Here is an 18925-nt window from a genome sequence, read left to right as displayed (position 1 = left end):
ACTGCTCGCGGCCGCAAAGCGGCGCGATCCTCAACTTCATGGAGCAACCATGTCCAATCTTTTCCCCAGAGCGCGGGCCTGTGCTTTTCGCGACGCGCCGCCGCTCGGCCTGCAACGTCTCGGCCTCGCCGTGTTCGTTCTCCTTCTCCTGCTTGCCTGCATTCCCGGCGCCCGCGCGCATGAATTCAAGGTCGGCGATCTCGAGATCGAGCATCCCTGGTCGCGGGCGACGCCGCCCGGCGCCAAGGTGGCCGGCGGCTACTTCACCGTGACCAACAAGGGCAGCGCGCCGGACCGACTGCTGTCGATTTCCTCCGATATCTCCGACAAGGCCGAACTGCATGCGATGGGCGTCAAGGACGGCGTCATGACCATGCGGCCGGTCAGCGGCGGGCTGGAGATCCCGGCCGGCGGCAAGGTCGCGCTGAAGCCGGGCGCCTACCACCTGATGTTCACCGGCCTGAAGCGGCAGCCGAAGCAAGGCGAGAAATTCCCCGCGACGCTGACCTTCGAGAAGGCCGGCAGCGTCAAAGTCGAGTTCCTCGTCGAAGGCATGGGCGAGACGGGCGGTGGCGAAATGGGCGACATGGACATGGATCACGCCGAGTAATCCGCCAAAATCGAAATCAGAGGGACAATCCATGAAGACGTATCTTTTGGCGGCGGGCGCGCTTTGCGCGCTCGGGACCAATGCCGCGCTCGCCCACATCACGCTCGAAACGCAGGAAGCGGCTGTCGGCTCCACCTACAAGGCCGTCCTGCGCGTGCCGCACGGCTGCGAAGGCAAGGCGACCACCGCCGTACGCGTGCAGATCCCCGAAGGCGTCATTGCGGTGAAGCCGATGCCCAAGCCCGGCTGGACGCTGCAGACCAAGAAGGGCAGGTACGAGAAATCCTACCAGCTCTATGGCGAGACGCTGGCCACCGGCGTGAAGGAAGTGGACTGGAGCGGCGGCAACCTGCCCGACGAGTTCTATGACGAGTTCGTCTTCCGAGCGTCGCTGGCGGCCGATCTGCCGGCCGGCCAGATGCTCTATTTCCCGGTGGTGCAGGAATGCGGCGACGCCACCGACCGCTGGATCGAGATTCCAGCGGCCGGCCAGGACGAGGACGCCTTGGAAACTCCGGCGCCCGGCATCAAATTGCTGCCGAAGAAATGATCTCCTGGTGGCGCGCTCCGACGGGGCGCGCCACTTCCATTCGACACAACGGGTATGAACGCAGCATCCTTGCCATCGACCGCTTTCGTGAACGGTCCCCGCATCAGCCGCCTCTTGGCCGCTTTGGTGCTGGTCGCCGTGCTGGTCCTGCCGGGCCGTGCTTTCGCGCACGCGGCGCTCGTCGCGACCGACCCGGCCGATGGCGCCGTGCTGACGCAAAGTCCCGCGCGATTTTCGCTGACCTTCAGCGAACCGGTCTCGCCGCTGGTCCTGACGCTTGTGCGGCCCGACGGCTCGCAGCTTGCGCTGACATCTTTCCGTCTCAAGGACCAGACGGTCGAGATCGACAATCCCGAAACGCTCAAATCCGGCACGCATGTGCTGAGTTGGCGGGTGGTGTCGGTCGACGGTCATCCGGTCGGCGGTTCGGCGCTGTTTTCCATAGGCGCGCCAAGTGCTGCGCCGGTGGCGGGCGAAGCCGTCGATTGGACGCTGCGCGCGGCGATCTGGGCAGCCAAGCTGTTTCTTTATGCCGGCCTCTTTCTCGGCGTCGGCGGCGCGTTCGCGCTCGCCTGGCTGGCCGACGACCGGCGCTGTGGCCAACGCTTTGTTGCCTCAGCTCTGCTTCTCGGCCTCGTCGGGGCACCGGTGTCGCTCGGCCTGCAGGGCTTGGATGGGCTTGGCGCGCCGCTCGCCCGGTTTGCGGCGCCGACGGTGTGGAAGACCGCGCTGGAGACGAGCTTCGTCTGGACGGTGCTGATCGGCCTGATCGCGCTTGGTCTGGGTCTGCTGTCGCTTGCCGGGCCGCCCAGTCTTCGCAAGCTGTCGGCAAGTGCCGCGCTGCTCGGTGTCGGCGCCGCCCTCGCCGCGAGCGGCCACGCCAGTGCCGCCGAACCGCTATGGCTGACGCGGCCACTGGTGTTTGCGCACAGCGCCGCAATCGCCTTTTGGGTCGGGGCGCTGGCACCGCTCGGCCTTGCGCTGCGGCAGCAGCCGGCCGATGCGCGTGCGTTCCTCGGCCGGTTTTCGCGCGCGATCCTGCCGGTCGTCGCCGTGCTTGCCGCCAGCGGCATCGTGCTGGCGATCATCCAGGTGCGGCAGCCGGCAGCACTCGTCCACACGGCCTATGGCCGCTTGCTGCTGCTCAAGCTGGCTTTGCTGCTTTTCCTGTTCACGCTTGCCGCGGTCAACCGCTGGACGCTGACAGCGCCGGCCAAGGCCGGCGATACCGAGGTGCAACGGCGGATGGTGCGCTCGATCGGCATCGAGATGCTGATCGCGCTCGCCATCTTCGGCGTCGCCGCCGGCTGGCGCTTCACCCCGCCGCCGCGCGCGCTGGCCATCGCCGCCGCGCAGCCGGTGTCGATCCATATCCACACGCTGAAGGCGATGGCCGATCTCAGCATCACGCCGGGCCATGCCGGCGAGGTCGCCGCTTCGATGATGATCATGACGGGCGATTTCGGTCCGCTGGACGCCAAGCAGGTGACGCTGGTGCTGTCGAAGCCGGATTCCGGCATCGAGTCGATCAAGCGGCCGGCGACGAAACCTGGCGACGGCACATGGCGCATCGACAATCTCGTCATCCCGCTGCCCGGCCGATGGAACGCCAGGCTCGACATCCTGGTTTCGGATTTCGAGGTGGTGAAGATCGAAGCGCCGATCGAAATTCGGTCCGAGTAGGCCGGCTCCGGCCAAATAATACAAGTTTCAACTGTAACCGAATTTTCTCCTTCTGAAATCGTAGCGTAACCCTGCACCGCCAGATTCGCACCTCAGCAGACGGGTAGCCACAACGCGCCGGTGGATGGCCACAAGCCAGCCGGTTTGCGGTTGTGGCTTGCCGTGAAAGAGAGGTGATCATGACTAGTCAGCTTTCGCAGACAGTGTCTCGGGCCAAGCATGCAAGCGTCCAGCCGATCGTCACCACGCAGGAGCTTCCTTCCGCCGTCCCGCTGATGGCGCTTTCGACGGGCTTCTGGGCTTTCAAGACCCTTGCTGCAGCACACGAACTGGGCCTGTTCAGTCACCTTGCGGGCGGCGCCGGCACTACGGTTGCGGAGATGGCGGAAGCGCTCGGCCTGTATCCACGCCCGGCCGAGATGCTGTTGACCGGCTGCGCCGCACTCGGCCTTCTGGAGAAAACGGACGGCCGTTATCGCAATACGCCCTTAAGCGAAGCCTATCTCGTGAAGGGCAAGCCGTATTACTTCGGCGGCTTCGTGCAGATGGCCGACAAGCGGCTCTACGCGGGCTGGGGCAAACTTGCCGAAGCGCTGCGCACGAACCGGCCAACCACATGGGACCCGGCAGTGCAACCCTCGATGTTCGACGGCGAGGATCCGTTGGTGCTGGCACTTTTCTGGGAGGCGATGCATTCGCTCTCCACGATGACCGCGCGCAAGCTCGGCGAAGCCGTCGATCTCAGCCGTTTCCGCCGCCTCCTGGACATCGGCGGCGGATCGGGCGCGTACGACATCGAGCTCTGCAAACAGTATGGGACGCTGCGTGCGACCGTGTTTGAATTGCCGCATGTGGCCGCGATCGCCGTGGGAAAGATTGCCGAGGCCGGCTTGACCGACCGCATCGAAACCGCCGGCGGCGACTTCTTCGAGCAGCTTCCCGGGGATCACGACGTGCACCTCCTGTCGATGATCATGCACGATTGGGACGAGGCGAAGGACCGCGCCCTGCTGCGCCGGTCGTTCGAGGCTTTGCCGAGCGGCGGCGCGGTCGTCATCAGCGAGCTTCTCGTCAATGACGAAAAGACCGGACCGGCGCCGGCCGCGCTGATGAGCCTCAACATGCTGATCGAGACGGAAGGGCGAAACTACACGCCGGCCGAATATTCGGCGTGGCTCGAGGAAGCCGGATTCCGGCACATCGAGACGATCTGGTTCGACGCACCCGCCGCGAACGGCGCCGTGATCGGCCGCAAGCCATAAGGCGCAAGCGGAGTGGAATAGGCGCCCTGCGGTCGACGCCGAGATATACAACGAGATATACGAAATGGCGTCATCTCATTGAGAACTTCTTCTCAAGGAGTTCAAGCGCATCGCCATGCGCGCCGACAAATCGACCAAAGATCCATGCCATCATCCATCTCGCAGCAGCCGTCTCAACAGGCCTTAAGGCGCGTTGCGCTGAAACGGATTCAGGCGACGCGCTTTTAAGTCATTGTTTTGATGCATGTCGTTGTCCCAGAACCGCAGCGCAGTTCTGGGCGACATGCTTTAGTCCGCCGTTCTCTCAGTGACACAATTCGGCGAGGCGGTTGACGCCGTCGCGAAGGCCCGTCATTCATCTCCGGAACAAATGCCATCTTGGGAAGAAATGGGGCATCCCAGCAGAACGCGGCCCCAACAAAAGATCCGAAAGCAGGGAAGAAACGATGGAAAGAGCCGAAATCGGCCTGATCGGCCTTGGCACGATGGGTTCCAACCTGGCGCTCAACATCGCAGAGCACGGGCACCGCATCGCCGTCTTCAACCGCACCAGGGCGCGCACCGACGCCTTTGTCGAGAGCGCCGGTTCGCTGAAGGACATGGTCGTTCCCTGCTACAGCCTGGAGGAACTCGCCGCGGCGATCCGGCCGCCAAGGCCGATCATCATCATGGTGCTGGCCGGCAAGCCGGTGGACGAGCAGATCGCGGCACTGCGCGGCGTGCTCTCCGACAACGACATCGTCATCGACGCCGGCAACGCCAATTTCCGCGACACGATGCGGCGTTTCTCCGAGCTCTCCGGCTCCGGGCTGACCTTCATCGGCATGGGTGTGTCCGGTGGCGAGGAGGGCGCGCGCCACGGTCCGTCGATCATGGTCGGCGGCATCGAAGAGTCCTGGAAGCGCGTCGAGAAGGTGCTGACGGCGATCTCGGCCAAGTTCAAGGACGAGCCTTGCGCCGCCTGGCTCGGCACCGACGGCGCCGGCCATTTCGTCAAGACCATCCACAACGGCATCGAATACGCCGACATGCAGATGATCGCCGAGATATACGGCATCCTGCGCGACGGCCTCGGCATGGCGCCGAAGGAGATCGGCAAGGTCTTCGAAACCTGGAATAGAGGCCGGCTCAACTCCTATTTGATCGAGATCACCGCCAAGGTTCTGGCCGCCGACGATCCGAAGACCGGCAAGCCGGTGGTCGACATCATCCTCGACCGCGCCGGACAGAAGGGCACCGGCAAATGGTCGGTCATCGAGGCGCAGCAGCTCGGCATTCCGGCGACCGCCATCGAGGCGGCGGTGGCGGCGCGCGTGCTGTCCTCGATCAAGGATGAGCGGCAGGCGGCGGAAAAAGCCTACGGCAATATCGGTGTCGAGAAGATCTCCGGCGACAAGGCCGCGCTGCTCAAGGATCTGGAGCTGGCGCTGTTCGCCGGCAAGATCGCGGCTTACGCGCAAGGGTTCGCGGTGATGAGTGGCGCCTCCAAGGAATTCAACTGGAACCTGCCGATGCCGACCATCGCCAAGATCTGGCGCGCCGGCTGTATCATCCGCTCGCAAATGCTGGACACGATGGCCGAGGCTTTCGGTTCTGGCGGCGCTTCGAGCAATCTCCTGATGGCGCCGGCCTTCATCGCCATGATGAAGGAAGCGCATCCGTCGCTCAGGCGTATCGTTGCGCGCGCCTCCGAAGCCGGCTCGCCGGTGCCGGCGCTGTCTTCGGCACTCGCCTATTTCGACAGCTACCGCCAGGGGCGTGGCACCTCGAACCTCATCCAGGCGCAGCGCGACTTCTTCGGCGCGCACGGTTTTGAGCGGATCGGCGAGCAGGGTGCCTTCCACGGACCCTGGGGCAGCGGTTCAGGGCATTAACCGCGATAGGCCAAAACCTCGCTCGGCGTGCTGAGCGACTGCAGCGAGCCTGGGTCGGCGCCGCCGATCCAGCCGAGCACCGCGCGGGCGAGCTCGGAGCCGGCCAGCCGGAAGTCTTCGTTGACGACGAGCAGTTCCCGCCGGAACAAATGCAGCAGCTCCGAGGACTGTTTCGACACCACGTCGACGTCGCGGCCGAGCTTCAGCCCGGCATCCTCGATGCCGGCCACGATGGCGAGCGTCGCGGCGGCGGCGCTGCTGACAAAACCGTCAGGGCGGTCCTTACGCCGCATCAGTTGCGCGGTCCGCATCCTGATCTGCTCGATCGACTGATCGATGGAGACGGTGTTGAACGGCACCTCGCTGGCGCCCACCTCGCTCAGCGCATCGGCAAAGCCGTTCACGGTATGGCCGTGATAGGTGAGGCCAACCGGCGGCGTCACAAGGGCAAGCCGGCTACGGCCCCTGCCGGCGAGATAGCGGACGGCCTCACCGGCAAAGGCGTAATTGTCGAAGTCGTGATAGGGATGCACCAGCCCCATGTCGGTGCGGCCATGCGTGGCAAAGGGAATGCCGCGCTCCAGCATGTAGCGCGCCCGCGGATCGTTGGGCTGCGCTCGCGAGATGATCACCCCGTCGGCCGAGCCCGTCTCGACCAGATAGCGCACCGGGTCCAGCGGGTCCTGCGAGCGCGAATAGGGTGTAACGATCAAATGGTAGGGCGTGTCGGCGATCACCTCGGTGACGCCGTAGATGATGTCGGAAACGAAGCTCATCAGCTCGTGCTCGGTGTTCAGCACAAGGGAGATGACGTTGGTCTTGCCTGTTCTCAGGCGTACGCCGGCGCGGTTCGGACGGTAGCCGATCTGCTTGGCGACGAGCTGCACGCGGCGCCTGGTCTCGGCGCCGATCTCAGGCGCGTCCTTCAGGGCGCGCGACACTGTCGTGACGCCAAGCCCGGTCATGAAGGCAAGCGTCTTCAGCGTCGGCCGCTCCTTGCCCGACGTGCCGTCGTCTTTCTTCGTTACCCGTCTATCCATTCGTCCCGCCCATCAGGCGCATAGCAGCCGCAGGGCTGACCGGCAATCGTGCGGCGTTGACATTCGCGCGAACTTCAGCGTGCGAATGGTTCACTATACTGAAACGTTACAGATTGCCAATATTCGTGATTGGCCGGCGAAGCACGACCTCCGTGTTCCGGGTGTGGATCTGCGCCGAAAGCCACTGAAATCACAAAGAAATATTGGTTTAGGTCCAGTTTTGGCATCAATCGCCCGCTCCGGCGCCGATATCGCCGCCGAGGAAGAAAGGTTTTGTTCGCGCCTCGAAAAAATTTCCATCGGCTTTGAGGCGAGGGGTTGCCTACGCGGATCATTTGCCGTATCGAAAATCTGTAACGTTTCAGATTCTGGGAGGAACCGAAATGCGATATAAATTCCTGACCGCCGCGTTGGCCGTGACGGCTGCACTGAACTTCGCCGGCCCGGCGTCCGCGACCGACCTGGAAGTCACCCATTGGTGGACTTCGGGCGGCGAGGCGGCGGCGGTGGCGGAACTCGCCAAGGCGTTCGACGCGACCGGCAATCACTGGGTCGACGGCGCCATTGCCGGTTCCGGCGGCACGGCACGACCGATCATGATCAGCCGCATCACCGGCGGCGATCCGATGGGCGCTACCCAGTTCAACCACGGGCGCCAGGCGGAGGAACTGGTGCAGGCCGGGCTGATGCGCGACCTCACCGACATCGCCACCAAGGACAAGTGGACGGAGGTCGTGCGGCCGAAGAGCCTGCTCGACAGTTGCACCATCGACGGCAAGATCTATTGCGTGCCGGTCAACATCCATTCCTGGCAGTGGCTGTGGCTGTCGAACGAGGCCTTCCAGAAGGCCGGCGTGCCGTTGCCGAAGGACTGGAACGAATACGTGGCCGCTGCTCCCGCGCTTGAAAAAGCGGGCATCATCCCGCTGGCCGTCGGCGGGCAGCCCTGGCAGGCTTCCGGCGCCTTCGACGTGCTGATGGCCGCTGTCGGCGGCACCGACACCTTCCTCAAGGTCTACAAGGACAAGGACGCGAAATTCGCAGGCGGCCCGGAAGTCGCCAAGGTGTTCAAGGCGGCGGACGATGCCCGCAAGATGGCCAAGAACACCAATGTGCAGGACTGGAACCAGGCGACCAATCTGGTCATCACCGGCAAGGCCGGCGGCCAGATCATGGGCGACTGGGCGCAGGGCGAGTTCCAGGTCGCCGGCAAGACCGCCGGCAAGGACTATACCTGCCTGCCCGGCCTCGGCCTGAACGAGGTCATCGCCACCGGCGGCGACGCCTTCTACTTCCCGTTGCTCAAGGACGAGGCGAAGTCCAAGGCGCAGGGTGTCCTGGCCGAGACGCTGCTCGATCCCAAGACGCAGGTCGCCTTCAACCTCAAGAAAGGCTCGCTGCCGGTGCGCGGCGACGTCGACCTCAACGCGGCGAACGACTGCATGAAGAAGGGTCTCGCCATCCTTGCCAAGGGCGCCGTGATGCCGTGGACGGATCAGCTGCTCTCGCAGGACACCCAGAAGCAGAAGGAGGACTTGTTCTCCGAATTCTTCGCCAAGCCGGACATGTCGCTCGAAGAGGCGCAGAAGCGCTTCGCCGACATCATCGCTTCGGCCGACTGACTGCCGGCGCCCCCGCCAGTTCCCGACCCCCGCCTATCCGGGGTCGGGAGCTCGATGTCCTCTTCCCCGACCGGCCGAGATGAGCAGCAGCCAACGCCCGAGTAAGCTTTTCCGCAACCTCAACGCCAAGGTCGCATCGATCCCGATGATCCTGACCGCGCTTGTGGTGTTCGTCGGCGGCACGGCGTGGACGGTGCTCTACTCCTTCACCAATTCGAAGCTCTTGCCGCGGCTCCACTTCGTCGGGCTAGACCAGTATCACCGGCTCTGGTCGACATCGCGATGGCTGGTGTCGATCGAGAACCTTTTGATCTACGGCGCGATCTCGCTGGTTTTCTCGCTGGTCATCGGTTTCCTGCTTGCCGCCCTTCTCGACCAGAAGATCCGCTTCGAGGATACGTTCCGCACCATCTTCCTCTATCCCTTCGCGCTGTCCTTCATCGTCACCGGGCTGGTGTGGCAATGGCTGCTCAATCCGGATTTCGGCATCCAGCGCGTCGTGCGCGATCTCGGCTGGACGAGTTTCAGCTTCGATCCGCTCTACAATTCCAGCATCGTCATCTACGGCATCTCGATCGCGGCGCTCTGGCAAGGCACAGGACTGATCATGTGCCTGATGCTCGCCGGCCTGCGCGGCATCGACGAGGACATCTGGAAGGCGGCGCGGGTGGACGGGATACCGATGTGGAAAACCTATCTCTTTATCGTCATCCCGATGATGCGGCCGGTCTTCATCACCACGCTGGTGATCATCGCCGCCGGCATCGTCAAGGTCTATGACCTGGTCGTGGCGCAGACCAGCGGCGGGCCGGGCATCGCCTCGGAAGTGCCGGCGAAATATGTCTACGACTACATGTTCTTCGCCCAGAATCTCGGCCAGGGTTTCGCCGCCTCGACCATGATGCTGCTGTCGGTGGTGATCGTCATCGTGCCGTGGGCCTATCTCGAATTCGGAGGCCGCAAGCGTGGTTGACGTCGCCTCCCTGTCCGCCGGCACCGAAGCACGGCGGCGCGATGCCGCCGGCCCGAGCGGGCCGAGGCCGCGGCACGTGCTGTCGCGCCGCAATATCTTCCTTTACGGCACGCTGATCGTTATGGCGGTCTATTACCTTTTGCCGCTCTATGTGATGATCGTCACGTCGTTGAAGGGCATGCCGGAAATCCGCCTCGGCAACATTTTCTCGCCGCCGGTGGAAATCACCTTCGAGCCCTGGGTGAAGGCATGGGCGACCGCCTGCACCGGGCTTAATTGCGACGGGCTCTCGCGCGGCTTCTGGAACTCGGTGCGCATCACCGTGCCGTCGGTGCTGTTGTCGATCGCCATCGCCTCGGTGAACGGCTACGCTTTGGCCAACTGGCGCTTCAAGGGCGCCGACACCTTCTTCGTCATCCTGATCGTCGGCGCCTTCATTCCCTATCAGGTGATGATCTATCCGATCGTCATCATCCTGCGCGAAATCGGCATCTACGGCACGCTGACCGGCCTGGTGATCGTCCATTCGATCTTCGGCATGCCGATCCTGACGCTGCTCTTCCGCAACTATTTCACATCGATGCCGGAGGAGCTGTTCCGCGCCGCGCGCGTCGACGGCGCCGGCTTCTGGGGAATTTACCTGCGCATCATGCTGCCGATGTCGCTGCCGATCTTCGTCGTCGCGATCATCCTGCAGGTGACCGGCATCTGGAACGACTTCCTGTTCGGCGTCGTCTACACGCGACCCGACACCTATCCGATGACGGTTCAGCTCAACAACATCGTCAACTCGGTGCAAGGCGTGAAGGAATACAACGTCAACATGGCAGCGACCATCCTGACTGGCCTCGTTCCGCTTATCGTCTACTTCATTTCCGGCAAGCTCTTCGTGCGCGGCATCGCCGCCGGTGCGGTGAAAGGATGATGATGGCAGCTGAAATCGCCAAACCCAGCGTTTCGATCCAGGACCTGTCGCTCAATTTCGGCGCCGTCTCGGTGCTGCAGACGCTCAATCTGGATGTCGCCGAGGGCGAGTTCATCGTGCTGCTCGGACCGTCCGGCTGCGGCAAGTCGACCTTGCTCAACTGCATCGCCGGCCTGCTCGACATCTCGGAAGGCCGTATCTTCATCAAGGGCAAGAACGTCACCTGGGAGGAGCCGAAGGATCGCGGCATCGGCATGGTGTTCCAGTCCTACGCGCTCTACCCGCAGATGACGGTGGAGAAGAACCTCTCCTTCGGCTTGCGTGTGGCCGGCGTGCCGAAGGACGAGATCGCCAAACGCATCGCGCGCGCCGCCGAGATCCTGCAGATCGAGCCGCTGTTGCAGAGGAAGCCGTCGGCGCTTTCGGGCGGCCAGCGCCAGCGCGTGGCGATCGGGCGCGCGCTGGTGCGCGATGTCGATGTCTTCCTGTTCGACGAGCCGCTCTCCAATCTCGACGCCAAGCTGCGCGCGGAACTGCGCGTCGAGATCAAGCTGCTGCACCGCAGGCTCGAGAACACCATGATCTACGTCACCCACGACCAGATCGAGGCGATGACGCTGGCCGACCGCATCGCGGTGATGAAGGGCGGCGTGATCCAGCAGCTCGATGCGCCGCAGACCATCTATAACCGGCCGGTCAACCGGTTTGTCGCCGGCTTCCTCGGTTCGCCGGCGATGAATTTCCTCAAGGGGCGGCTGGAGAAGAACGGCGATGGCTGGTCCTTTGTGGCCGACGATCTCAAGATTCCGCTCGGCACGTATCAGTTCGACGGGCAACCGGAAGCCGGCCCAGCCGTGTTCGGCATCAGGCCTGAGCATGTCAGCCTGAACAGCGGCACGGGCTGGCCGTTCTCGACAGCGGCCAATGTCGAGGTGGTCGAACCGATGGGTTCCGACACGCTGGTATGGCTGCAGCTTGCGCAGCAGAAATTCAGCGTCCGGGTCACCTCGGAACGTACACCTAAAAACGATGACGCGGTGACGGTGGGCTTCGACCCGATGCGCGCTTCGCTCTTCGATGCCGAAAACGGCAGCCGCATCTAACCCCGAAAGACCATTCCCCAAGCAGAACGGACAGGACAGATGAACTGGTCATTCCAACTCTACAGCGCCCGCAATTTCCAACCTTGGAACGGCGTGGTGAAAATGCTCGGCGAGCTCGGCTACAGCCAGGTCGAAGGCTTTGGCGGCGTCTATGACGACCCTAAAGCCTTCCGCGCCGAGCTCGACAAGAACGGGCTTGCCATGCCGACAGGGCATTTCTCGATAGACGCGCTGGAAAATGATTTCGACGGCGTGCGCAAAATCGCCGACACACTAGGCATCACGCTCTTGATCTGCCCCTACCTGATGCCCGATGCGCGGCCGGGCGATGCCGCCGGCTGGCGCGGCTTCGGCGAGCGCCTGGCCAAGGTCGGCGAGACCGCGAAGAACGCCGGATACGGCTTTGCCTGGCACAACCATGATTTCGAGTTCAAGGCGCTTGCCGACGGCTCGCTGCCGCAGGACCACATCATGTCCTCGGCGCCGGACATCGGCTGGGAGATGGACGTCGCCTGGGTCGTGCGCGGCGGCGCCGATCCGCTGCCCTGGATCGAAAAGCACGGCAAGCGCATCAGCGCCGTCCACGTGAAGGACATGGCCAAGCCGGGCGAAGGGCTGGACGAGGACGGCTGGTCCGACGTCGGTCACGGCACAATCGACTGGGCGGGCCTGTTCAAGACATTGCGCGCCAAGAGCTCGGCGCAGTATTTCATCATGGAACAGGACAACCCGAACGACATCGAACGCTATGCCCGGCGCTCGATCGCGGCAGCCAAGAGCTGGCAGGAGTAATCGAAAATGGCAAACAAGCTTGGCGTCGGCGTCATCGGCTGCGGCAACATCTCGAAGGCGTATTTCTCGCTGGCGCCGCTGTTCCGCGGCATCAAGATGCGCGCCTGCGCCGATATCAACATGGATGCGGCGAAAGCGCGGGCAAAGGAGTTCAAGCTTCGCGCCGCGACGGTCGACGAGCTGCTCAAGGACGACGAGATCGACATCATCGTCAACCTGACCATCCCGGCCGTGCACTATGAAATCTCGAAAGCGGTGCTCGACGCCGGCAAGCATGTCTATTCGGAAAAGCCGTTCGTGCTGTCGATCGAGGAAGGGCTCGACCTGAAGAAGCGGGCCGAGAAAAAGGGCCTGCGCATCGGTTCGGCGCCGGACACCTTCCTCGGCGGCGCGCACCAGCTGGTCCGCGATCTGATCGACAGCGGCAAGCTCGGCCAGATCACCAGCGGCACCTGCCACGTGATGGGCCACGGCATGGAGCATTGGCATCCCAACCCGGATTTCTTCTTCCAGCCGGGCGCCGGTCCGGTGCTCGACATCGGGCCTTACTATGTCACCAACCTGATCCAGCTGATCGGGCCGGTGAAACAGGTGGCGGCTTTCGCGACGACGCCGGCGAAGGAGCGGACGATCTCGTCGAAGCCGCGGGCGGGCGAAAAGATCCCGGTGAATACGCCGACCACGATCCATGCGCTGCTCGAATTCGCCAATGGCGCGGTGATCACGCTCAACACCTCCTGGGACGTCTGGAGCCATGGCCACGCGCCGATGGAACTCTATGGCGAACTGGGCACCGTCTTCGTGCCGGACCCGAACTTCTTCGGCGGCGAGGTGCGCTTCACCAACAGCGCCAAGCCGGTGAAGAAGCTGCCCAAGTGGAACCATCCGTTCGGCGTGCCGAACGAAATGCATGGTCAAGGCATGATGGCCAATTACCGCACCGCCGGCCTTGCCGACATGGCGATCGCGATCGCCGAGGGGCGGCCGCATCGCTGCTCGATGGAACTGGCGCTGCATGCCGTCGACGTCATGACCGGCATCCTGCGCTCCGGCGCAAGCGGCGAATATGTCGCCATGCAGACAACCTGCGAGCGGCCGGCCGCACTCGGCGTCAAGGACGCGAAGGCGCTGCTGGCCAAGAAAAACTAGGTGGCAACCCCTCTCCCCGTTTCGGCGGGGAGAGGGTAAGGATATGGGGCAAGCATCGATTCAATTTCACACGAGAGCAGAGCATGATGTCGACCGAAAACCGCTCCACACTTTTCGGCATCATGCTCTAGCGGCGATCGCCGCGCCGCTCCGATCCCGAGGATTCCCATGCCCTATGTCGCCGCCGAGAACCGCTACGAGAAGATGATCTACAACCGCTGCGGAACGTCCGGCCTGAAGCTGCCGGCGATCTCGCTCGGGCTGTGGCACAATTTCGGCAACGATACGCCGCACCGGACCAAGCAGGCGATCGTGCGCAAGGCCCTTGACCTCGGCATCACGCATTTCGACCTCGCCAACAATTACGGTCCGCCGCCCGGCTCGGCCGAGACCGCGTTCGGCGAGATCATGCGCACCGATTTTGCCGGCTACCGCGACGAGATGATCATCTCGACCAAGGCGGGCTACGAGATGTGGGCCGGCCCCTACGGCGAATGGGGCAGCCGCAAATACATGCTGGCGAGCCTCGACCAGAGCCTGAAGCGCATGGGGCTCGATTATGTCGACATCTTCTATTCCCACCGCTTCGACCCCGAGACGCCGTTGGAAGAGACGATGGGCGCGCTCGACCACGCCGTGCGCTCCGGCAAGGCGCTCTATGCCGGCATTTCTTCCTACAATTCGCAGCGCACGCGCGAGGCCGCCGATATATTGAGGCGGCTCGGCACGCCCTGCCTTATCCACCAGCCGAGTTATTCGATGCTCAACCGCTGGGTCGAGGAAGACGGGCTGCTCGACACGCTGGAGGGGCTGGGCATCGGCTCGATCGTGTTCTCGCCGCTGGCGCAAGGCATGCTGAGCGACAAATATCTCGGCGGCATTCCCGAAGGCAGCCGAGCCAGCCAGGGCAAGTCGCTGAGGCCAGCCTTCATCAACGACCAGTCGATCGCCAACATCAAGGCGCTCAATGCCATCGCCGGCCGCCGCGGCCAGACTCTGGCGCAGATGGCGCTGGCCTGGGTGCTGCGCAAGGGCAGGGTGACAACGGCGCTGATCGGCGCCAGCCGGCCGGAACAGGTCGAGGATTGCGTCGGCGCGCTCAAGGCGCTCGAGTTCAGCGACGCCGAGCTTGCCGAGATCGACAGCTACGCACGCGAGTCCGACATCAACCTGTGGGCCGCTTCGGCCGAACGCCGGGGGCCGCCGCGCAAGTAGCGATTGGCGGCGCGGCACGAACGGTGCTCAGGCGCGCGCGAAGGGCGAAGCGGAAACAGTGGCAAAAGCGTTCATTCGTCGCTATCTCAGTGCCTTGAGATCGTTCGCATGTGCAAACCACCGCATGCGAACTGCGCCATGAATGGACCGGCAACATGACGGCAAGGGATACGCTGACCAAGAACCAGCTCTGCGTGCTCGAGAAGCTCGAGGCGTCCAGCGGGCCGCTCAGCGCCTATACGCTGCTCGACCAGCTGCGCGAGCGCGGTTTTCGCGCGCCGCTGCAGGTCTATCGCGCGCTGGACACGCTGGTGAAGTCCGGCTTCGTGCATCGGCTGGAAAGCCTCAACTCCTTCGTCGCCTGCGCCGAGCCCCACGACCACAGCCATTCGATGACGGCCTTCGCCATCTGCGACAATTGCGGCCAGGTGACCGAGATGTCCGACCATGATGTCGACCATCGTCTGGACGAGTGGGTGCGCTCGACGGGATTCGCGGCCAAGAAGGCGGTGATCGAGTTTCGGGGGGTGTGTGCCAAATGCCGGGCGGAAGCTGCCTGAGGGTAGGCTAGGCCAGCTAACCAGTTGATGCTGGCGGGACAGCACCCCCCTCTGTCCTGCCGGACATCTCCCCCGCATGGGGGGAGATTGGCCGTCATATCGGATTTCGCCAATTTTCAGCGTTGCAGGAATGAGCGGAGCGCTGAAGCTGCCAATCTCCCCCCATGCGGGGGAGATGCCCGGCAGGGCAGAGGGGGGTGTGAAGGATCGCGACGGCTGGATGTTAGTTTTTTAGCTTAATGCGCCTCGTCCCAGTTGTTGGCGGCCCGAGCGTCGACATGCAGCGGCACCGACATCGAGACCGCCGGCATCGGCGCGTTTTCCATCACGCGGCGCACGACGGGAATAGTCGCCTCGACCTCCGCTTCCACCGTTTCGAAGATCAGCTCGTCATGCACCTGCAACAGCATGCGAGCGGACAGCTTTGCCTTGTCCAGCGCCTCTTCCATATGCACCATGGCGCGGCGGATGATGTCGGCTGCGGTGCCTTGCAGCCTGGCGTTGATCGAGGCGCGCTCGTTGAAGGCGCGGACCGAGGGGTTGGAGGCCCTTATCTCCGGATAGTGGATGCGGCGGCCGAAGATGGTTTCGACGAAGCCGTGCTCGCGCGCGTAGGCCTTGGTTTCCTCGATATAGTCGCGGATGCCCGGGAAGCGCTCGAAATAGCGCTTGATGTAGGCGCCGGCCTCGTCGCGCGGGATCGACAGCTGGTTGGCGAGGCCGAAGGCCGAGATGCCGTAGATGATGCCGAAATTGATCGCCTTGGCGCGCCGGCGCACCTCCGAGGGCATGCCCTCGACCGGCACGTTGAACATTTCCGACGCGGTGATGGCATGGATGTCGGCGCCGTCGGCGAAAGCCTGCTTGAGCTGCGGGATCTCGGCGACATGGGCCAGCACGCGCAGCTCGATCTGGCTGTAGTCGGCCGAGACCAGCTTGTGGCCCTTTTCGGCGATGAATGCGGTTCTGATCTTGCGGCCCTCGGCCGTGCGCACCGGGATGTTCTGCAGGTTGGGATCGGAAGACGACAGCCGTCCGGTCGTGGTCGCGGCGAGCGCGTATGAGGTATGGACGCGGTTGGTGCCGGGGTTGATGAAGCCGGGCAGCGCGTCGGTGTAGGTCGATTTCAGCTTGGTGAGCTGACGCCAGTCGACGATCTTGCGCGGCAGCTCGTGGCCTTCGGCGGCGAGATCTTCCAAAAGCTGCGCCGACGTCGACCATTGGCCGGTCTTGGTCTTCGAACCACCCGGCAGCCCCATCTTGCCGAACAGGATGTCGCCGAGCTGTTTCGGCGAGCCGATGTTGATGCGCTCGCCGACGATCCCGTAGATTTCCTCCTCGACGCGGGCGGCGCCCTGCGCTAATTCGCCCGACAGCCGCGACAGGATCTGGCGGTCGACCGAGATGCCACGCTGCTCCATGCGGGCAAGCACCGGCACCAGCGGCCTTTCAAGCCGCTCGTAGACGGAAACGAGGCCCTTGGCCGCGAGCCTCGGCTTCAGCACCTGCCAGAGCCGCAGCGTGATGTCGGCCTGCTCGCCGGCATAGGCGGTCGCGCGCTCGATATCGACCTGGTCGAAACCGACGGCGTTCCTTCCCGAGCCGGCAAGCTCCTTCTTCGATGCAGGCGCGTGGCCCAGCCACTTCTCCGACAGCGAGACGAGGTCATGGCCGCCCGACGTGCCCGCATCGAGCACATAGGAGATCAGCATCGTGTCGTCGAACGGGGCGACCTCGATGCCGTGCCGGCTCAGCACGACGATGTCGTATTTCGTGTCCTGCACGATCTTGAGGACCGACCGGTCCTCGAGCAGCGGCTTGAGCAGCGCCAGCACCTCGCGGACCGGGATCTGGTCCGCCACCGGGCCGCCGCCAAGCAGGTCGCCATTGCCGCTCTTGTGGACGAGCGGCACATAAACGGCGCGGCCGGGCGCGACTGCCATGGAAAATCCGATCAGGTCGGCCTGCATCGGGTCGGACGAGGTGGTCTCGGCGTCCAGCGCAAGAATGCCGGCTTCGCGGGCTTCGGCAATCCAGGCTTTGAGCGCCGCCGCATCGCGAATGGCGGCATAGGCCGAAGGGTCGATCTTGCGCGCCGACGCCTGTTCCAGGCGAAGCGCTGAGAGCAGGGAAGGGGTGTCGCCTTGTGGCGGCGTGTCCTCGCCCCTGACCGGCACAGCCGGTTTTGCGCCGTCGTTCGGTGTGCCGGCCGGCCTCGGCGCCGATGGCGCGCCGGCGCCGACGTCGGGGCCATGCGCAGTATCGGCGCGCTCGATGGCGACGGCGGTCGCCTGGACGTCGCCAATGTCGGTTCCGGTCGCCTCGGCGACGCGGCGGGTCAGCGTGGTGAATTCCATCGTTTTGAGGAAGCCGATGAGCTTCGGCCCGTCCGGCGCATGCAGGACGAGCTCGTCCAGCCCCTCTTTCAGCGGCACGTCGTTCTTCAGCGTCACCAGCTCGCGCGAGATGCGCGCCTTGTCGGCGTTGGCGATGATCGATTCGCGCCGCTTGTCCTGCTTGATCTCGGAGGCGCGCGCGAGCAGCCCGTCAAGGTCGCCGAACTGCTCCAAAAGCTGCGCCGCGGTCTTAGGGCCGATGCCGGGCACGCCGGGCACGTTGTCGACCGAGTCGCCGGTCAGCGCCTGCAGGTCGATCATCTTTTCTGGCGGCACGCCCCATTTCTCGACCACCTGGGGAATGCCGATATGGCGATCCTTCATCGGGTCGTACATGCTGACCATGGCGCCGACCAGCTGCATCAGGTCCTTGTCGGAAGAGACGATGGTGGTGTCGGCGCCGACTTCGCTGGCCAACCGGCTATAGGTGGCGATGATGTCGTCGGCCTCAAATCCTTCCGTCTCGATGCAAGGAACATTGAAAGCCGCGGTCGCCTGGCGGATCAGACCGAATTGCGGGATAAGGTCTTCCGGCGGCGCTGAGCGGTTGGCCTTGTATTCGGGATAGAGCTCGTTGCGGAAGGTTCTCGAGGAATAGTCGAAGATGACGGCGAAATGCGTCGGCGCGATGCCGACATCGGTGTTGCGGGCATCCTGCATCAGCTTCCACACCATGTTGCAGAAGCCGAGCACGGCGCTGGTCGGCAGGCCATCGGACTTGCGGCTGAGCGGCGGCAGCGCGTGGTAGGCGCGGAAAATGTAGCCGGAGCCGTCGACGAGGAAGAGGTGATCGCCTTTTTTCATGCCGGCAGGGATAGCGCGGCCAAGCTTCGCGGTCCATGCCAAAGGCTGCGCAAACCACCAGTTCCGGCAACACCCCTGACAGACACTGTCTCGGGCAAATCGCGCCGCTCACGGGCATGTTACAAAAGTGTAATCTTCGTGCCCTTGAATCGCCACGTTCACAGACCCAAATACCGAGCATCGGCAATTTTTCGCCGAAGTCCGGAGTAAGGCCCGTCCCCCGCCTATCCCGGGCAAACTGCGGCAGCCTATCCCCCTCTCCGGGCTGCCGCATCATTTCGAGTAAAGACCGCCGTGGTTCCCCCTCCACCACGGCGGTTTTCTTTTGCCCCGCAGCCCGCGTGTCGCCTGCGCCGAAGTCTGTGGT

At 63.9% G+C, this 18925-nt stretch carries 15 protein-coding genes; 13 read left to right on the top strand and 2 right to left on the bottom strand.

From position 1 onward, the window contains the following. The first annotated feature begins 49 nt into the window (after window positions 1-49). The 5 genes from YU3_RS0106085 (at window position 50) to gndA (ending at window position 5979) form a co-directional block, all read left to right on the top strand. A complete protein-coding gene (locus tag YU3_RS0106085; protein ID WP_027165414.1) occupies window positions 50-610 on the top strand; it encodes a copper chaperone PCu(A)C in 561 nt (186 codons plus the stop codon). Between the two features lie 31 nt (window positions 611-641). After that, window positions 642-1160 carry a YcnI family protein gene (locus tag YU3_RS0106080; protein WP_027165413.1) on the top strand — a complete coding sequence of 173 codons (519 nt, stop codon included), beginning with the start codon at window positions 642-644 and terminating at the stop codon, window positions 1158-1160. Between the two features lie 54 nt (window positions 1161-1214). Continuing rightward, the gene (locus YU3_RS0106075; RefSeq protein WP_027165412.1) at window positions 1215-2843 is read left to right on the top strand and encodes a copper resistance CopC/CopD family protein; all 1629 of its coding nucleotides are present in this window, start codon (window positions 1215-1217) and stop codon (window positions 2841-2843) included. 179 nt (window positions 2844-3022) lie between these two features. Next, window positions 3023-4105 (top strand): acetylserotonin O-methyltransferase, encoded by a 1083-nt coding sequence (locus YU3_RS0106070; RefSeq protein WP_245273433.1) that lies wholly within the window; start codon window positions 3023-3025, stop codon window positions 4103-4105. Window positions 4106-4551: 446 nt separating this feature from the next. After that, entirely contained in the window at window positions 4552-5979 is a 1428-nt protein-coding gene (gene gndA / locus YU3_RS0106065; protein WP_027165410.1) for an NADP-dependent phosphogluconate dehydrogenase, read from the top strand. Here the strand turns inward: gndA and YU3_RS0106060 are convergent. Beyond that, a complete protein-coding gene (locus tag YU3_RS0106060; RefSeq protein ID WP_027165409.1) occupies window positions 5976-7019 on the bottom strand; it encodes a LacI family transcriptional regulator in 1044 nt (347 codons plus the stop codon). The two genes, gndA and YU3_RS0106060, sit on opposite strands and share 4 nt — an antisense overlap. Before the next feature lie 383 nt (window positions 7020-7402). Here YU3_RS0106060 and YU3_RS0106055 point away from each other — a divergent pair, with 383 nt between their 5' ends. The 8 genes from YU3_RS0106055 (at window position 7403) to YU3_RS0106020 (ending at window position 15358) form a co-directional block, all read left to right on the top strand. Further along, a complete protein-coding gene (locus YU3_RS0106055; protein ID WP_027165408.1) occupies window positions 7403-8641 on the top strand; it encodes an ABC transporter substrate-binding protein in 1239 nt (412 codons plus the stop codon). 79 nt (window positions 8642-8720) lie between these two features. Next, on the top strand, window positions 8721-9614 hold the full coding sequence (locus YU3_RS0106050; protein ID WP_027165407.1) for a sugar ABC transporter permease: 894 nt from the start codon (window positions 8721-8723) through the stop codon (window positions 9612-9614). Next, window positions 9607-10539, top strand: a complete 933-nt coding sequence (locus YU3_RS0106045) for a carbohydrate ABC transporter permease (RefSeq protein ID WP_027165406.1) — start codon at window positions 9607-9609, stop codon at window positions 10537-10539. Before YU3_RS0106050 ends, YU3_RS0106045 begins: the two co-directional genes overlap by 8 nt. 2 nt (window positions 10540-10541) lie before the next feature. Then, window positions 10542-11642 carry a sn-glycerol-3-phosphate ABC transporter ATP-binding protein UgpC gene (ugpC, locus tag YU3_RS0106040; RefSeq protein WP_156913385.1) on the top strand — a complete coding sequence of 367 codons (1101 nt, stop codon included), beginning with the start codon at window positions 10542-10544 and terminating at the stop codon, window positions 11640-11642. Window positions 11643-11681: 39 nt separating this feature from the next. After that, the gene (locus YU3_RS0106035; RefSeq protein WP_027165404.1) at window positions 11682-12434 is read left to right on the top strand and encodes a sugar phosphate isomerase/epimerase; all 753 of its coding nucleotides are present in this window, start codon (window positions 11682-11684) and stop codon (window positions 12432-12434) included. Window positions 12435-12440: 6 nt separating this feature from the next. Then, window positions 12441-13583, top strand: a complete 1143-nt coding sequence (locus YU3_RS0106030) for a Gfo/Idh/MocA family oxidoreductase (RefSeq protein WP_027165403.1) — start codon at window positions 12441-12443, stop codon at window positions 13581-13583. Between the two features lie 168 nt (window positions 13584-13751). Further along, complete coding sequence (mgrA, locus tag YU3_RS0106025) at window positions 13752-14798, top strand: L-glyceraldehyde 3-phosphate reductase (protein WP_027165402.1); 1047 nt, start codon at window positions 13752-13754, stop codon at window positions 14796-14798. A gap of 155 nt (window positions 14799-14953) precedes the next feature. Continuing rightward, window positions 14954-15358, top strand: coding sequence for a Fur family transcriptional regulator (locus tag YU3_RS0106020; RefSeq protein ID WP_027165401.1), 405 nt, complete (start codon window positions 14954-14956; stop codon window positions 15356-15358). A gap of 236 nt (window positions 15359-15594) precedes the next feature. Here YU3_RS0106020 and polA read toward each other — a convergent pair whose 3' ends face one another. Beyond that, a complete protein-coding gene (gene polA / locus YU3_RS0106015; RefSeq protein ID WP_027165400.1) occupies window positions 15595-18558 on the bottom strand; it encodes a DNA polymerase I in 2964 nt (987 codons plus the stop codon). Window positions 18559-18925 lie beyond the last annotated feature (367 nt).

This window comes from Mesorhizobium sp. WSM3224, from assembly GCF_000427725.1.
Classification (GTDB): domain Bacteria; phylum Pseudomonadota; class Alphaproteobacteria; order Rhizobiales; family Rhizobiaceae; genus Mesorhizobium.
Note: the sequence above shows the minus strand (reverse complement) of the source record. Positions and strands in the feature narration are given on the sequence as shown.